This is a genomic window from Cocleimonas flava, assembly GCF_004339015.1.
GTDB lineage: Bacteria > Pseudomonadota > Gammaproteobacteria > Thiotrichales > Thiotrichaceae > Cocleimonas > Cocleimonas flava.
Genome location: NZ_SMFQ01000005.1, coordinates 496,421 through 512,973, shown reverse-complemented (window position 1 = coordinate 512,973; position 16,553 = coordinate 496,421). Strand labels below are relative to the sequence as shown.

Genomic DNA, 16,553 nt, shown 5'->3' with positions numbered 1-16,553 from the left:
TAAAACAAGTAAGAAAGTGTTTTGGTTTAACTTTTAGGTTGGTGTTTTATCAGTTGGCGATCGTAATATTTTTAACGCCTAAGTAGGCATTCAGCCCCCATGGGCCTAATTCTCTTCCGATGCCACTTTGTTTGAAGCCACCCCAGGTGGTTTGTGGATAGATGACTTGAGGTGCGTTAATCCAGATATGCCCAGCCTCTATTTGAGAAGCAAAATATTCAGCTTTCTCGGCATCTTTACTGACAATGGTGGCGACTAATCCGTAGTGAGTGTCATTGCTCAGTGCGATGGCTTCTTCTTCAGTGGTGAAAGTTCGTGTAGCTAACACCGGGCCAAATATCTCTTCGCGCCAAATAGGGTGATCTTGAGGAACATCTTTGTAAACGGTAGGTTCGACGAAATACCCTTTTTGTTGTTTAGTATCGCCGCCCACTAGGCATTCGATTTGATCGTCTTTAGCCATCTGAAAGTATTTTTGTACCTGTTTAAGTTGGGCTTCGCTTGTTAGAGGCCCCATTTCTATATCTGCTTCATTAGGGGAGCCGATATTCATCTCCTTTGATTTCTCAACGACGCCGTTGATGACTTGCTCGGCAATACTTTTATGCACAATAAGGCGCGAAGTTGCAGAGCACATTTGGCCGCAGTTGAAGAAAATTCCAGCGCATACAACCTCAACAGCCAAATCTATATCGGCGTCTTTGAGGATAACTATGGGTGATTTTCCGCCAAGTTCTAAGGAGATGGGTAAAGTGCGAGTGGACACATCAGACATGATCATTGCGCCTACATGATTGGAGCCTGTAAATGATATTTTTTGTAAACGTTGATCTTTAACTAGAGCAATTCCTGTCTCAGCTGCACCGACAACCAGGTTTAATACCCCAGCTGGGAGATTGGCTTCAATAGCGATATCGCCATACACCAATTCGATTAATGGTGTGACTTCTGAATTTTTCATCACCACTGTACAACCCGCCGCTAAAGCGGGGGCTATCTTCCAGGCACTGGTAACAAGGGGGAAATTCCAGGGAACGATCAACCCCACAGGGCCGACTGGTTCTAGTCGGGTCTTTGCAGAGAAGTCATTATCAGGTAACTCAACAGCGGTATTTTGCTGTTGATCCAGATTTTCAGCCAATGTGGCGTAATATTTAAAACAGCTTATTGCATCTTCTACGTCGATTTCTGCTTCAAACGCTGGTTTTCCGTTATTTTTCATCTGCAGTTGCATTAACTCATCCTTACGACTTGTTAATCCTTCTGCGAATTTATTTAGATAGAAAGCGCGTTGTTTTCCACCCAGATCTCTCCAGCTTTTCCATGCGGTGGTTGCAGATTCTACAGCGCTGGATACATCTTCAGCACTGGCAGAATTCAATGTCGAGAAAATTTCTGCTGTCGATGGGTCAATCACATTTATTGTTTTATCAGAAGAGGCTGAATGCCATTCTCCTGAATAAAATAAAGGCTGCTCGCGCTGGGTTAATGCGTCTAAATTCATTACGGTACCATTTATTTGCTGTATCAATTTTTAGGTATGATGTTTTAAAACATCTACATACTATTTTTTGCCACTTGCTCCTGGCAAAGCGCAAAGCATTTCATAGAGTAGGTTTGCGCCAAGCATCGCAGTAATGCCTGAATTATCATAAGCTGGAGCGACTTCAACGAGGTCTCCTCCAATAATATTCATACCATGGCATCCTCGAATGATTTCAAAGGCTTGAATCGACGTCAGTCCGCCGGGTTCCATAGTGCCTGTGCCGGGTGCAAATGTAGGATCAAGACCATCTATGTCGAATGAAATATACACAGGGCCATCGCCCATCTGATCACGTACTTCTGCCATTAAAGGCTCTAAAGATTTATGCCAACAATCTTCAGCTTGCACTACTCTAAAACCCTGATCTCGAGACCAATCGAAATCATCAGCGGAATAACCTGTTGTTCGTAAACCTATTTGTACAACGCGTTTAGCATCAAGAATGCCTTCCTCCATCATGCGGCGGAAGGGAGTGCCGTGTGCAATTTTTTCACCAAACATGGTGTCATTAATATCGGCATGCGCATCAACATGCACCACACCAATTGGGCCGTGTTTCTTGCTTAAGGCACGAAGGATTGGAAGTACAATCGTGTGATCACCTCCCATTGTTAATGGTGCGGTGTCATGAGACGCAACCTCATCATAGAACTTTTCGATAATATCTACGGACTTTAGTAGATTGAATGTATTGATTGGCACGTCGCCAATATCAGCAACCTGTAATGAATCAAAAGGGGAGTAGCCTAGCCTCATGCTGTAAGGCCTGATCATCGATGATTCTGCACGAATCCCTTTAGGACCAAACCTTGCGCCTGCTCTATTTGAAGCGCCAATATCTAACGGAACCCCTATGAAACAAGCATCAAGCCCTTTTGCGGAATCTTGAGAAGGTAGGCGCATCATTGTGCCTGGTCCTGCAAAACGTGGCATGTCATTGCCACCTAAAGGTTGGTTGTATTTCATAATTATTTCCTGCTAAAAATTAGTGTTTTATTGTTGGAGATTAATGTTCTTGTTTCTGGTTTTTGAAAGCGAATATGGCCAGCGCTGCAATGACAAGCGAGATAGATACAACAATGATTGTTGCTAGTGCATTTACATCGGGCGATACAGCAATTTTAACTTTCGAGTAAATAAGCATAGGCAAGGTTGTTGATCCCGGTCCTGAAGTGAAGCTAGCAATAACCAAATCATCGAACGATAGGATAAAGGCGAGCATCCAACCCGCGGCCAATGAGGGTGCAATTATTGGCACAGTCACATAGAAAAAAGTTTCAAAAGGCGTTGCTCCTAAATCTGCAGAAGCTTCTTCTAGGCTTTTATCGAGAGCGTATAAACGAGACTGCACGACTAGAACAACAAATGCCGCAGTGAAGGTAGTATGAGCAATAACGATAGTAGCTATCCCTCTTTGTTGCGGCCATCCTAAGAACTCCTTAAAGGAGATGAAAAGTAGTAACAACGAGATACCGGTAATGACTTCAGGCATAACAAGCGGCGCTGAAACTAAGCCGGAAAACATTGATCGTCCTCTAAATTTTCCCATTCTGACTAATACAACAGCTGCTAGGGTGCCAATAATTACGGCTCCTGAAGCGCTGAGAAAAGCGACTTTAAAACTGATCCAGGCAGCATCTAATATCTGTTGATCTTGTAATAATTTTCCATACCATTCTGTTGAAAAACCACCCCAGACAGCGCCTCGCTTTGATGCATTGAAGCTGTAAAAAATTAAAATGAATATCGGGATATAGAGAAAACTAAATCCAGCGAATAATGATATTTTTAGAAATCTAGACATGATTATTCTCCTGAGGACTTAGCTTGCTGGTTTTGGAATAACATGATGGGTATGATCAGTATCGCTAGCATTACAATGGCAACAGCACTAGCAACAGGCCAATCACGGTTGGCAAAGAATTCATCCCAAAGCACACGTCCGATCATTAATGTCGATTCGCCTCCGAGTAACGAGGGGATCACGAACTCACCCACAGCGGGGATAAATACCAACATGCACCCTGCTACAATCCCTGAAACTGAGGCTGGTAAAGTAACCGTTAAAAACGCTATTGCAGGGCTTGCACCCAAGTCTCTTGCGGCTTCTAGCAAGCTTTTATCTTGTTTTTCTAAAGCAGCATAAAGTGGCAGTATCATGAAAGGTAGGTATGCATAAACAATACCTAAATACATCGCGAACTCGGTTTGAAGCAATACAATGGGTTCATCAATCACACCAATGAACATAAGTATCGTGTTAATTGTTCCATCCGTTCTGAGAATACCAATCCAGGCATACACTCTAATCAATAAGCTGGTGAAAAAAGGAAGCATTACTAACAGTAATAATGCTAGCTGTAAGCGCTTGTTAGCTCGAGTAATTGCGAGCGCCATTGGGTAGCCAATGAGCAAAGTTATCAATGTTGAAAAGAAGGCGATTTTTATGGAACTAAGGTACGCAAGTAGATATAAATTATCTTCAATAAGGTAACCATAGTTAGAGAGCCTTAAAGTAGAAATCAGAGTCTGTTCATCGCCGTCATATTCAAACAATGGAGCGATAGGAGGACTGGCAATAATAGATTCTGAAAAACTAATTTTAAGGACATAGAAAAGAGGGAGCAGGAAGAAAATCAGGAACCAGATATATGGAATACCGATAATGGTTTTCTTACCTAAACTATCTTTACTAAATAGAGATAAAAATCGTTTCATGGGTTACTCCTAGCGAGTGAATATATTGCTTGAACGAGCAGGCCATTCTACGCGCACGGTATCATTCTCTGAGATGTCTGCTTTGGCCGAGAGGTGCGTATTGGATTCCGTTATGGTTACTTCGATACCTGCTTCTAGTTTGACCACATACACCGTTAGATGTCCCATATAAGCAATGCTAGTCACAACGCCAATAAAAGGGTTTTGCATTCCTGGTTTACCTTGTGGATCGGAGAATATTTCCATCTTCTCAGGTCGTACGGTAACAACCACAGGCTGGTCGTCTTCGAAAGGTAGTTCAGTACTCACTTTGACATGCATATCGATATCTTTGAGTTTTATGTCGCAAAGACCGTCATCAGAAGTTGAAACGATACGTCCTTTGAAATGATTGAGAACACCTAGAAAGTTAGCAATGAAAAGATCATTAGGTTGTTCGTATAATTCTCTAGGAGGACCAACTTGTATAATTCGACCTCTATCCATAACACCAATACGATCTCCGAGGGTCATCGCTTCTTCCTGGTCATGGGTTACAACAATAAAAGTGATACCTAGTTCTTTTTGAATTTTCATTAATTCAAATTGAGTTTCTTCGCGAAGGTTCTTATCTAAAGCACCGAGGGGTTCGTCTAACAAAAGTACTTTTGGGCGTTTAACTAATGCACGTGCAAGCGCTACACGTTGACGTTGGCCACCTGATAGTTGATCGGGCTTACGCTTAGCAAATTCTGATAATTTCACCAAACTTAGCATCTCTGCGACACGTGTTTTGATTTCCTGTTTAGCAGTGCCTTCACGTTTAAGGCCATACGCAACATTGGCTTCAATAGTTAAGTGTGGAAACAAAGCATAAGATTGGAACATCATGTTCACGGGTAAGTGATTTGGTGGCACCCCATTTACACTGTCACTGTCTATTAATATATCTCCAGAAGTGATTTCTTCAAATCCAGCAATCATACGTAGTAGTGTTGATTTGCCGCTTCCCGACCCACCTAGTAAGCAAAAGATTTCTCCCTTGCCAATCTCAAGTGAAACGGAATCAACTGCAGTGTAATCACCATATTTCTTGGTTACGTTGTTGATTGATATAAAATCTTCTTGATAACTTTGTGGCGTTTTCAAAACGGTATTTCCTCTATCTATTCTTGGTGTTTAGAGTCCTAAACTGAATGTTTTGGACTCTAAAAATAAAGCTGCAAATTATCTTCCTGTTTTAACTTTTGTCCACGCTCGAGTACGAAGACGAGTAGATTTTTTAGCTAAAGCCACATCAGGAAATAATTTTGCACGGACGTCTTCAGGAGGGAAAATATTAGGGTCAGAGGTTATGTCTTTGTCTACAAATTCTAGAGACGCAGTGTTGGCGTTTGCATAAAAGATGCCATTTGAGATCTCTGCAATGACCTTAGGGCGCATCATGTAATCAATAAATTGGTGTGCTTCCTTAGTGTTAACAGCGTCTGTAGGAATCACCATGGAATCAAACCACATCATTGTTCCTTCTTTAGGGATGCTGTAACTAATCTCTATACCTTTTCCACCATTGCTTGCGGCATCAGCGGCGATACCTGCATCTCCGCTATACATCAGAGCCATACAGATCTCACCTGTAGCAAGATCGTCAATAGGCTTAACTGAGTTGAAGTAACGGATATTGGGACGAATCGAGGTCACGAGCTCTTGAGCTTTCTTGATATCTCCTTTTTTAGAAGAGGTTGGATCAAGTCCCAAGTAGTTCAAAGCTACGTTTAAAACTTCACCAGGGGAATCAAGAATAGCGATACCGCAGTCTGCAAATTTAGCTGAGATTTCTGGTTTGAAAATAATATCCAGGCTATTCAAGGGAGCATCTTTCATTCGCTTTTCGATTAAAGCTTTGTTGTAAGCAATACCTACTGTTCCCCACATATAAGGAATAGCATGAGCATTGTCTGGGTCATGACCTGCAAGTACTTTCATTAACGAAGCGTCAAGGTTTCCCTTGTTCGTTAGTGACTCCTGATCTAATTTCTGGAGTAATTTAGCCCCAACAAATCTTTCTACAACTGGTCCAGCGGCAAAAACCACATCGTAGCCTGCACCTCCCGTTAGTATTTTGGTTTCCATAGATTCAAGAGAATCGTAAGTGTCGTAAACGACTTCTATGCCTGTTTCTTTAGTGAAATTAGCAAGCGTATCTTCACCCATATATTCAGCCCAGTTAAATACCTTGAGCTCTGAGGCAAATGCAGGAAAAACCATACATGACGTTAATGCTATTGCTGTTGTGATTTTATTCCAGTGTTTCATTTAATAAATCTCCTGAGATTGATGTGATTTAGAGAGGTTAAAAGTGTCCTCAAAGCCTAGTTCATGATATTTATTTTGTATTTTTTAACGGTGTTTAAAATATACAGCATAGAAAATTATTCAAACGTTCTCTATTAATGACAAAATACATCAGTTTTAAAAAGTGACTCGTCTATAAAACTAATACTTTACTAAACATGTACAGAAGCATAGATAAAGATTTATGATCTTTAAATTAGAAAATTAGGTTGGTATACATCGAAAATTATCGATGTATAATGCCAACGTTGGTATAGACTTTTTTTGTTAAAATATTTGAGTATCTATAATTACAGTTAGTTAACTAAAGACTAAGCGGGTTATATGTTTACACGGTTACATCCATCAGAAATTAATCTATTACGTATATTTATCACCGTCACAGAATGCAAGGGTGTTGCGCTCGCTTCTCAAAGATTAGGCGTTGCTCCTTCGACCATTAGTACACAATTGTTGCAACTTGAAAGCCGCCTGGGAATGAAACTATGCAACCGAGGCAGGAGTGGGTTCTCAATGACCCCAGAGGGGGAGCATGTTCAGGTTGAAGCCACTAAGATATTCGAGCAAATGCAGCGTTTTAATCAACACATTGGTAACCTCAGCGGATCACTGGTTGGGGAGTTGACGCTAGGTATTGTAGATAATTCGATCACAAACAAGCATCTTGATGTTGCAACAATTTTGCGGCTGTTTCAGGAGCGCTACCCAAATGTCAAAGTAACCGTCAAGATTAGTTCTCCTGAAGATCTTGAGCAATCAGTACTAGATCGGAGGTTTGATATCGGAATTGGAATCCGTGAGCAGAGTCTTTCCGAGCTTCAATATGTGAAGCTATTCGATGAGCAAGAAGTGATTTGCTGCAGCAAGTATCACCCCCTGTTTAATTTAGATGATAAGCAGATGGAGTATCATGATCTAACTCAATCCCACTGGGTATCTGATTATTACAGGCTGCCTAAAAATATTCCTCAAGCAATGCACCCATTCACAACCTCTTACACTTACAACATAGAAGCCAGTTTACACCTTATCTTTGCAGGGAAGCATTTAGGTACTTTACCTAAGCATTATATCCAGCGCTGGGTTGATGAAGGGACATTAAAGATATTAAGAGAAGATATCTTTTCACATTACCTTCAATTCTCACTGATCACACATGATAAACGTAAAAATAATGCAATCATTAAAAGTTTCACCTCGGTAGTTAAGAAAGTGCAAGAAAATATAAAAAATAACACTGAGCACTAGTCGGTGTCTTTGCAAGGCAAGCTGAGCCAGTTAACTAATTAAATATATTCTTAATCCATTCTTCAAAAAGCTTGGCGCGCAACGACCGTTTTTCGGGTTTATCTGATAATAAATAGTAGCTATCGAGTTCGGGGATGGTTTTATCCAGTAGCTGTATGAGTCGTCCTTCGAGTAAATCTTGTTGAACTTCCAGACGATTGCAAAGCGCAATGCCATATCCGTCTCGGGCTGCACTGAGTGTAAGATTGGTGTTAAAAAAATGTATGTTTTTAGTGTTTTCTGGTGGCGTAATATTCATGCTGGAAAACCAGCGAGACCAGTTTTGTAAACCTTCATGAAGTAAAGGGAAGTTCGTTAAATGTTTCGGTTTACTAACGGTGTTTTTTTTGTGCACCAGTCGAGGGCTGCACACGGGAAAAATATCGAGAGAGGTTAGTTCTTCCACCAGACGATTGTCTTCGATAGGTTTGCCATAACAAATTGCAATATCGATTTCTCTGGGGATTTCTTTTTGCTGTGGCTTTATCTCAACCGTATGAATATCAATCAGTGGGTAGCTTTGATGAAATTCGCTGATTATGGGTGCAGCCCAGTTAGCTCCTGCGGTTTGAGTGCATCCTATGACAAGTCTTCCAGATAAACTATCAGAATCCAGATGTTGCGCACCATCCAGAATACGATCAAACCCTTCTGTGACAGCTTTGAGTAATCGTTCTCCTGAGTCAGTCAACTGTAGGCGATTATTCGAACGCGTGAATAGCTTTACACCTAACTCTTTTTCTAATGCACGAATATGATGGCTGATGGCTCCTTGAGTAACGCCAAGGTCTTCACCTGCCTGCCCCATGTGTAAGCGGTGGCCTGTACTTTCGAAAGCTCTGAGCGCCGAAAGTGGCATTGTTCGTTTATCTAACAAGGGGTTCTCCTTATGAGAAATATTAGTAGGAAAAAGTTAAAATAACTCGTTTGCTACTAAAAATATTGATCACTATACTCGATTTGTCAAGTGCAGATGCGCCAGTCCTAACTTTATTGAATTGGTTCACTGCACATTTGTCATCAGTTATTCAATTTATTGTGTGTTACGGAAAGGAAAAGATATGTCGATACAATTACAAGACCCGTCATTGTTAAAAACCCAAGCCTATATTAATGGTCAATGGGTTGAATCTGATGATAATGAAACGATTCAAATTACAAATCCCTCTACAGGCGAGATGATTGCTGAAGTAGCTAGTTGTGGTGAAACGGAAACCAATCGCGCGATAGAGTTTGCAGAAGAAGCCATGCAAAGCTGGAAACAAAAGCCAGCAAAAGAGAGAGCAAATATCTTACGCAAATGGTTTGAGCTAGTGATGGAGAATCAGGAAGATCTGGCTCAGATTTTAACCGTAGAGCAAGGGAAACCGATCGCAGAAGCACGTGGTGAAATAGCTTATGGCGCTAATTATATTGAATGGTTTGCCGAGGAAGCAAAGCGTGTTTACGGCGATACTATTCCTGCGCCAGCAGGCGACAAACGCATTGTTTGTATCAAACAGCCCATAGGTGTGGTTGCCTGTATTACACCGTGGAATTTTCCTAATGCGATGTTAGCGAGAAAGATTGCACCTGCACTGGCAGCTGGTTGTAGCGTTGTTTGTAAACCTGCGAATGAAACGCCACTTTCTGCCTTAGCGTTAGCTGTGCTTGCTGAAAGAGCAGGCATTCCGGCAGGTGTTATCAATATCCTTTGCGGAAAAACCATCGAGATAGGAAAAGCACTGACACAGAGCCCAATTATTCGTAAATTAACATTTACTGGTTCAACAGCAGTAGGAAAACTACTTATTCAGCAATGCGCGAGTACCGTGAAAAAGACCACTATGGAACTTGGCGGTAATGCACCGTTTATTGTATTTGATGACGCCGATATCGATCAGGCTGTTCAAGGCGCTATCGTTTCTAAATACCGTAATGCAGGGCAGACCTGTGTATGTGCGAATCGTATTCTTGTCCAGGAAGGCGTTTACGATCAGTTTGTTGCAGCATTAGCGAAAGCGGTTGAAACATTATCTGTGGGTGACGGTTTGAAAGAGGGTGTATCTATCGGTCCATTAATCACCAAAACAGCTATCGATAATGTCCACAGCCTGGTAAAAGATGCTGTGGAAAAAGGCGCAAATCTAGTGGCTGGCAGTGATATTGAAACAGCTCCTGAAGATTGTTTTTACCAACCTGCTATATTGACGGATGTCTCTGAAGATATGCGCGTATTCAGGGAAGAAATATTTGGTCCTGTTGCTCCGATCTTCAAATTCTCTACCGAAGACGAAGCGGTTGCGATGGCAAATGACACTGAGTTTGGTCTTGCCTGTTACTTCTATACACAAAACCTAGGTCGCATCTGGCGTGTGTCAGAAGCTTTGGAATATGGCATGGTTGGCGTAAACGAAGGTATTATCTCTAATGAAATGGCACCATTTGGCGGTGTTAAAGAATCTGGCAATGGTCGAGAAGGTTCGAAATACGGACTTGATGATTATCTGGAAATTAAGTACATCTGTATGGGCGGTTTAGCTTAAACAAAACTGGTTAACAATTAGCATTGAGCATCTTAAAGAGTGAGAAAAATTATGACTACAAATAGTGAATGGCAAGCGCGTAAAGAAAAAGCGATGGCAAGAGGACAAGGTAACCTTGCACCTGTATACATAGAGCGAGCAGAGAATGCTGAATTATGGGATGTAGAAGGCAATCGCTATATTGATTTTGGTTCTGGTATTGCAGTAACCAATACGGGACATTCAAACCCTAAAGTTAAAGCGGCAGCTATCGAACAAATTGAAAAATTCAGCCACACTTGTGTGATGGTTACACCGTATGATTCGGCAGTCCAACTGGCTGAACAATTAAACGAATTAGCGCCTGGCAATACTCCTAAGAAAACAATCTTTGTGACAACAGGTGCAGAAGCGGTAGAAAATTGTGTGAAGATTGCGCGTGCGCACACGGGACGTCGTGGACTTATCGCATTTAACGGTGGCTTCCATGGCAGAACCAATATGACCATGGCATTGACGGGTAAAGTAGCCCCTTACAAAAGTAAATTTGGTCCGTTTCCTGCCGAGATTTATCATGCTCCGTTCCCAAATGAGTATCACGGTATATCAGTAGAAGACTCATTAAAGGCACTTGAATTACTGTTTAAAGTTGAGATCGAAGCATCAGATGTCGCGGCAATTATCGTAGAGCCAATTCAGGGTGAAGGCGGATTTTATGTTGCTCCTCCAGAATTTATGCAAGCCATAAGAGCACTATGCGACAAGCATGGCATCGTTATGATTGCTGATGAAATCCAAACAGGTTTTGGTCGTACAGGTAAATTCTTCTGCAGTGAATACTCGGATGTTGAGCCAGACCTTATGACCACAGCAAAAGGTATTGCGGGTGGTTTTCCATTAGCAGCAGTTGTTGGTAAAGCAGAAATCATGGATGCACCGTTACCAGGCGGTCTTGGTGGTACTTATGGTGGTTCACCAGTCGGTTGTGCCGCAGCCCTAGCAGTTATTGAGGTGATGAAAGAAGAAAACCTTGTACAACGTGCGAATCAAATAGGTGATCAATTCATCGAGAACATGAAAAACCTTCAGCAACAGTATCCAGATAGAATCGGAGATGTACGTAACAGGGGCGCAATGATCGCGATTGAGCTTGTGCAAAACGGAAATGCTGACGAGCCAGATGCTGACTTATGTAAAGCGCTTGTTGGTGCTGCAATGGAAAGAGGCTTGGTGTTACTTTCTTGTGGATTGTACGGTAACGTTATTCGTTTCTTACCGCCATTAACAATCTCAGATGAAATCATTGAGGAAGGCTTGGGAATCATTGCTGAGTGTTTTGAAGAATTGGTTGCAATGCATCAAGCGGCTTAGTTTTATTGTTTTTTATAAGATGTTTAAACAAGGTGTTTAAATAAGATACCTAAATTAAGCACACAAAAAAGCCCGACTTAGATTCGGGCTTTTTTGTGTCTGTTTTGTTGCTAAGTTTACGCATAAAAAAACGCCTTAAAGTGGGGGGGTGGGTTTTTTATGTTACTCTCCCCAAATTACTATAATTCCAGTTATATTCTTAATTATAATACGCACAATTTTTGTCTATTTTCATTCATTAAAATAAAACTCTATGTCTACTACTCTGCCACGTATCATCTCCACTATTGCCAAAGAACTTTCTACGGTAAAACCAACGAAAGAAAGCCAGGTACAAGCCGCTATCGAGCTGCTTGATGATGGCGCAACCGTTCCGTTTATTTCTCGTTATCGAAAAGAAGTCACAGGTGCGTTGGATGACACCCAACTGCGTCAATTAGAAGAGCGTTTAAAGTATCTGCGAGAGTTGGAGCAACGTCGGGAAACTATTCTTAAAAGTATTGACGATCAAGGTAAGCTCACAGATGCGTTAACACTCTCGATACAAGCAGCTGATACTAAAACTACTCTGGAAGATTTGTATTTACCTTACAAGCCTAAGCGTCGTACCAAGGCCACAATAGCTATAGAGTCAGGCTTGTTGCCGCTGGCTGATGCGCTTTATGAAAACCCAAACCTTGACCCAGAAGTTGAAGCTGAAAAATACCTCTCAAGTAGCGAAGAAAATCCAGTTGCTGACGTAAAAGCTGCTTTAGAAGGGGCGCGTTATATCTTAATGGATCGCTTCAGTGAAGATGCTGCCTTACTTGCCAGAACGCGTGAGTACATGGAAAACAATGCCTTGGTGATTGCCAAAGTCGCCAAAGGAAAAGAGCAAGAAGGCATCAAGTTTAAAGATTATTTTGATTACCAGGAGCCCTTCAAAAAAGTACCTTCGCACCGCGCACTCGCTATTTTTAGAGGCAGAAACGAAGGCATTCTTTTTGTCACACTAGACGTTGAAGCACCGGGCGAATTTGGTTTTACCAAACCGATGGATCACCCTTGCGAAAGAATGATCGCAGGTCACTGGAATATTGCAGATAATGGTCGTCCTGCCGATGCATGGTTATTACAAGTGGTAAGCTGGACGTGGAAAATCAAAATGCACATGCACATCAGTGGCGATTTGATGAGTCAACTGCGCGAACAGGCTGAAACCGAAGCAATTCGTGTTTTCTCTTTAAACTTGAAAGACTTACTACTCGCTGCTCCTGCTGGTCAGAAAGCAACTATCGGCTTAGACCCTGGTCTTCGTACCGGCGTAAAAGTAGCGGTGGTCGATTCAACCGGTCAATACCTGGACCAAGGTACCATCTACCCACACGCACCTAAAAACCAATGGAATGAGTCAATCGCGACCATTGGCGCATTAGCTAAAAAGTATAAAGCAGAATTGATTGCAGTAGGTAATGGCACCGCCTCACGTGAAACCGATAAGTTAGCGGGCGATATCATCAAGCAATACCCTGATCTACGACTCACCAAAGTGATGGTCAATGAAGCAGGTGCTTCGGTATATTCTGCGTCTGAGTTTGCCGCCAAAGAATTCCCGGATTTGGACGTAACCATTCGTGGCGCAGTATCGATCGCCAGACGTCTGCAAGACCCATTGGCGGAGTTAGTTAAGATCGAGCCAAAATCAATCGGGGTCGGACAATATCAGCACGATGTGAATCAATACCAGCTCACAGACTCATTAGAAGCCGTCATAGAAGATTGTGTAAATGATGTCGGTGTTGACCTGAATACTGCATCTATGCCGTTGCTGAAGCAAGTGTCTGGCCTAAATGAAACTCTGGCGAATAATATTGTCGATTTTAGAAATGAGCATGGCAGCTTTACCAGCCGAAAAATGCTAAAAGAAGTGCCTCGTATGGGTGCTAAATCGTTTGAGCAATCAGCAGGATTTTTGCGCATCATTTCGGGTAGTGAAAACCCATTAGATGCCTCTGGTGTTCATCCTGAAGCCTATTCTGTGGTAAAAGCAATCGCCACAAAAACAGGCAAAAAAATCAACGATATTATCGGCGATACTCAACTGTTGAAATCACTAAACCCAGCTGACTATGTAACCGAGAAATTCGGTTTGCCAACCGTCACAGACATCATTGCAGAGCTTGATAAACCAGGGCGTGATCCACGACCAGAGTTCAAAACAGCAAGCTTGAAAGACGGCATCGAAAAAATCAGCGACCTAAAAGAAGACATGATTTTGGAAGGCACCGTAACCAATGTGACTAACTTCGGCGCATTTGTCGATGTCGGTGTCCATCAAGACGGACTGGTGCACATCTCATGTCTGGCAGATAAGTTTGTCGATGATCCGCACAAAGTCGTTAAAGCAGGGCAGATCGTTAAAGTAAAAGTGCAAGAAATTGACCTTCAACGCAAACGTATCGCCTTAACCATGCGACTCACTGACAGCGCTAAAGACAAGCAAGAGTCAGGTCACAATGCTGGAGATAAGAAACCACAAAATGCGCGTAAGCCGAGCAACCAAAAACCAGGCGCAAATAAAAATGCTAATCAAAAGTCTGGTCAAAATCAGCGTGGCTCAAAACAAGCGCAAACCCCAAATAATGCTATGGCAGATCAGCTAAGTGCGGCTTTGAAAGGTGGGAACTTTAAAAAGTAACTTTCGTAGATTCTCGAAGTGCCAATAATCTACATCGATGATTCAGAAGGGATCGTCGATGTAGAGCTTTCTCATCTAGTATGTCATTTACAACGGCAAATATTTTATTTAGCTTATTTAAAAAAAGTGCCCGAAAGTAGGGGGGTGCCATTTAAATAATTAAAGATAGGTATATCTGGCTGCGTTATGGCGTGTTTTGCCAACTTTTAGTGAAAGTTCTCAGTTTTTTAAATGTGAACAAAAAAGCGATTTAGATAATATCTTCCTGCTATTTCCTGTTTAGTGTTGTGCTAGAGTGATAAGTGATTTGTATAAATATGAGAGGAAATTGAATGAAGCATGATGAAAACGCAGATATACAGCTGTTATGGCCAACACCAATGCTTCGTAAAAAGTTTAAACAGCATGAGCTTATCAACTCCAAATTAGCCGAATTATTTTATCAGCACATGCGTGAAGATAATCAACAGAGTACACCTGTTTACGCGAGTTCTGACGATTTATTGATGCGTTACAACAATGATGCATTGAATCAATTATTTTCTTTTATATCAGAATCTGTCTTTCAAGTAGCGAGCACTTTGAATGGGGATGTGTGGAAGCATTGCGTTTCCAAAAAGATGAATATGAATGTCGTAGGAGCCTGGTTTCAAATACAGAATGGTTACGGATTTCATGAAACTCATAATCATGGTAATTGCAGCTGGTCAGGTGTTTATTATGTGCAAGTGGACGATGATGAAACACGCATGAAAAATAAAGAATTGGGTGAATTGAATGGTGTCACTCGTTTTTACGGTCATCACATGGATTTGATTGGTGGTGGCTATATGGACTCAGGGAATCATTATATGCAATCCACTAGTTTTGATTCAAAACCTGAGGAGGGAGTGCTGTGTATTTTTCCTTCTCATCTCAAGCATACCGCTCTGCCTTATATCGGCGAAAAAGATCGTATTATTATTTCATTCAATGCCCAGATTCATGGTGAGCAAGGTGATGAATTGTATGATTATAGTTTTACTTGAGCGTTTTTCTTATATTAGGTCTATCCTTCTTCCAAGTGTTGGATAGACTACAATTCTAAACATTGCGCTAAAAATATTGCGGCGTATTGACCTTAATATCTAAGTTGATTGTTTTATATGTTTGATATTAAAAGGTATCTCTCTCTCATTATTTTAATGAAAGCATAATTTAAATCGATAGATCTATTTTTTTTTGCTATTTTCGATCAATGAAATAGGAGATGGCTTGTTTTGTCTTATGCTCAAACTAGCGTGAAGAAATATTCGTCGTTGTTATTTGTCTGGGTATTTTAATTATCAGGTATTGAATGACTTCAAAATTAATTATTTGTGTCATCGAAAAATATATATAGGAAATAGGATGGAGACGTTTCAACACAAATTACAAAAGTTTGAGCCTGGCATTATTTGGTTAGATGGGAAAAACAAGGTTCTTGCAATGAATGACATTGCGACTGAAATTTTAGATATCGAAGGTGATGATGTTCTTGGTAAACAGATTCTCCAATTTCACCCGGAAAAGAGCCGAGATAAGGTGTCTTGGTTGCTAGAGTCTTCTCGCTGTCCAGTTGAGTCTCCTCCTCCTATGACGATGATGATTAACATCCCAGATAAGGTGTTACTGATTAAAGTTAGCAAAATGACTGGTGCTGGTGATTATACGGCTACCTGTATGGTTTTTTATGATCTTACAGATATTACAACGTTACCCATAAATGATAATAAAGGGGCCAATGCTGAGCTTCGCTTATTGTTTAAACTACCTATTTATTCGAACAAACAAGTCACCTTAATAGATTTGGATCAAGTGGTTTATTTAAAGGCAGATGGTCATTACACCGATGTTTCAAGTATAGATAATAGCTACTTGTGTAATTTGTCGCTTGCTGATTTAGAAGGGCGGCTTGATACCGACTGTTTCATTCGTATTCATCGCAGCTTTATCGTAAATATTCGTTATGCCAAAGCCTTCAAAAAAGTGAATGATCAGTGCATGATTTTATTAGACGATAATGACGAAACAGAGATACCCGTAAGTCGAGGTAATGTACAAATGATAAAAGAATTACTTGGCCTAAAATAATTCA

The 16,553-nt window shown here is 41.2% G+C and carries 13 protein-coding genes; 6 read left to right on the top strand and 7 right to left on the bottom strand.

Annotated elements, in window-relative coordinates; all coding sequences use genetic code 11:
- Nucleotides 1-49: 49 nt before the first annotated feature.
- The 6 genes from EV695_RS18810 to EV695_RS18785 form a co-directional block, all read right to left on the bottom strand.
- Nucleotides 50-1,504 (bottom strand): aldehyde dehydrogenase family protein, encoded by a 1,455-nt coding sequence (locus tag EV695_RS18810; RefSeq protein ID WP_131907550.1) that lies wholly within the window; start codon nt 1,502-1,504, stop codon nt 50-52.
- Between the two features lie 60 nt (nt 1,505-1,564).
- Nucleotides 1,565-2,512 carry an agmatinase gene (gene speB / locus EV695_RS18805; protein WP_131907549.1) on the bottom strand — a complete coding sequence of 316 codons (948 nt, stop codon included), beginning with the start codon at nt 2,510-2,512 and terminating at the stop codon, nt 1,565-1,567.
- Between the two features lie 40 nt (nt 2,513-2,552).
- Nucleotides 2,553-3,350, bottom strand: a complete 798-nt coding sequence (locus EV695_RS18800) for an ABC transporter permease subunit (RefSeq protein ID WP_131907548.1) — start codon at nt 3,348-3,350, stop codon at nt 2,553-2,555.
- A 2-nt stretch (nt 3,351-3,352) separates the two neighbouring features.
- Entirely contained in the window at nt 3,353-4,264 is a 912-nt protein-coding gene (locus EV695_RS18795; protein ID WP_131907547.1) for an ABC transporter permease subunit, read from the bottom strand.
- Between the two features lie 9 nt (nt 4,265-4,273).
- Complete coding sequence (locus EV695_RS18790; RefSeq protein ID WP_207907154.1) at nt 4,274-5,392, bottom strand: ABC transporter ATP-binding protein; 1,119 nt, start codon at nt 5,390-5,392, stop codon at nt 4,274-4,276.
- A gap of 78 nt (nt 5,393-5,470) precedes the next feature.
- Complete coding sequence (locus EV695_RS18785) at nt 5,471-6,559, bottom strand: polyamine ABC transporter substrate-binding protein (RefSeq protein WP_131907545.1); 1,089 nt, start codon at nt 6,557-6,559, stop codon at nt 5,471-5,473.
- A gap of 363 nt (nt 6,560-6,922) precedes the next feature.
- On the opposite strand from EV695_RS18785, the gene EV695_RS18780 reads away from it, so the two are divergent.
- Nucleotides 6,923-7,846 (top strand): LysR family transcriptional regulator, encoded by a 924-nt coding sequence (locus tag EV695_RS18780; RefSeq protein WP_131907544.1) that lies wholly within the window; start codon nt 6,923-6,925, stop codon nt 7,844-7,846.
- A 34-nt stretch (nt 7,847-7,880) separates the two neighbouring features.
- On the opposite strand, the gene EV695_RS18775 is transcribed toward EV695_RS18780, so the two are convergent.
- On the bottom strand, nt 7,881-8,762 hold the full coding sequence (locus EV695_RS18775) for a LysR substrate-binding domain-containing protein (RefSeq protein WP_131907543.1): 882 nt from the start codon (nt 8,760-8,762) through the stop codon (nt 7,881-7,883).
- A gap of 184 nt (nt 8,763-8,946) precedes the next feature.
- On the opposite strand from EV695_RS18775, the gene EV695_RS18770 reads away from it, so the two are divergent.
- The 5 genes from EV695_RS18770 to EV695_RS18750 all read left to right on the top strand — a co-directional run bounded on the left by EV695_RS18770 (nt 8,947) and on the right by EV695_RS18750 (nt 16,549).
- Complete coding sequence (locus EV695_RS18770; protein WP_131907542.1) at nt 8,947-10,410, top strand: NAD-dependent succinate-semialdehyde dehydrogenase; 1,464 nt, start codon at nt 8,947-8,949, stop codon at nt 10,408-10,410.
- A 51-nt stretch (nt 10,411-10,461) separates the two neighbouring features.
- Nucleotides 10,462-11,760 (top strand): 4-aminobutyrate--2-oxoglutarate transaminase, encoded by a 1,299-nt coding sequence (gene gabT / locus EV695_RS18765; RefSeq protein WP_131907541.1) that lies wholly within the window; start codon nt 10,462-10,464, stop codon nt 11,758-11,760.
- A 253-nt stretch (nt 11,761-12,013) separates the two neighbouring features.
- Nucleotides 12,014-14,437 (top strand): Tex family protein, encoded by a 2,424-nt coding sequence (locus tag EV695_RS18760; protein WP_243651724.1) that lies wholly within the window; start codon nt 12,014-12,016, stop codon nt 14,435-14,437.
- Between the two features lie 332 nt (nt 14,438-14,769).
- On the top strand, nt 14,770-15,465 hold the full coding sequence (locus EV695_RS18755; RefSeq protein ID WP_131907540.1) for a putative 2OG-Fe(II) oxygenase: 696 nt from the start codon (nt 14,770-14,772) through the stop codon (nt 15,463-15,465).
- A gap of 361 nt (nt 15,466-15,826) precedes the next feature.
- Nucleotides 15,827-16,549, top strand: a complete 723-nt coding sequence (locus tag EV695_RS18750) for a LytTR family DNA-binding domain-containing protein (protein ID WP_131907539.1) — start codon at nt 15,827-15,829, stop codon at nt 16,547-16,549.
- Nucleotides 16,550-16,553: the final 4 nt, after the last annotated feature.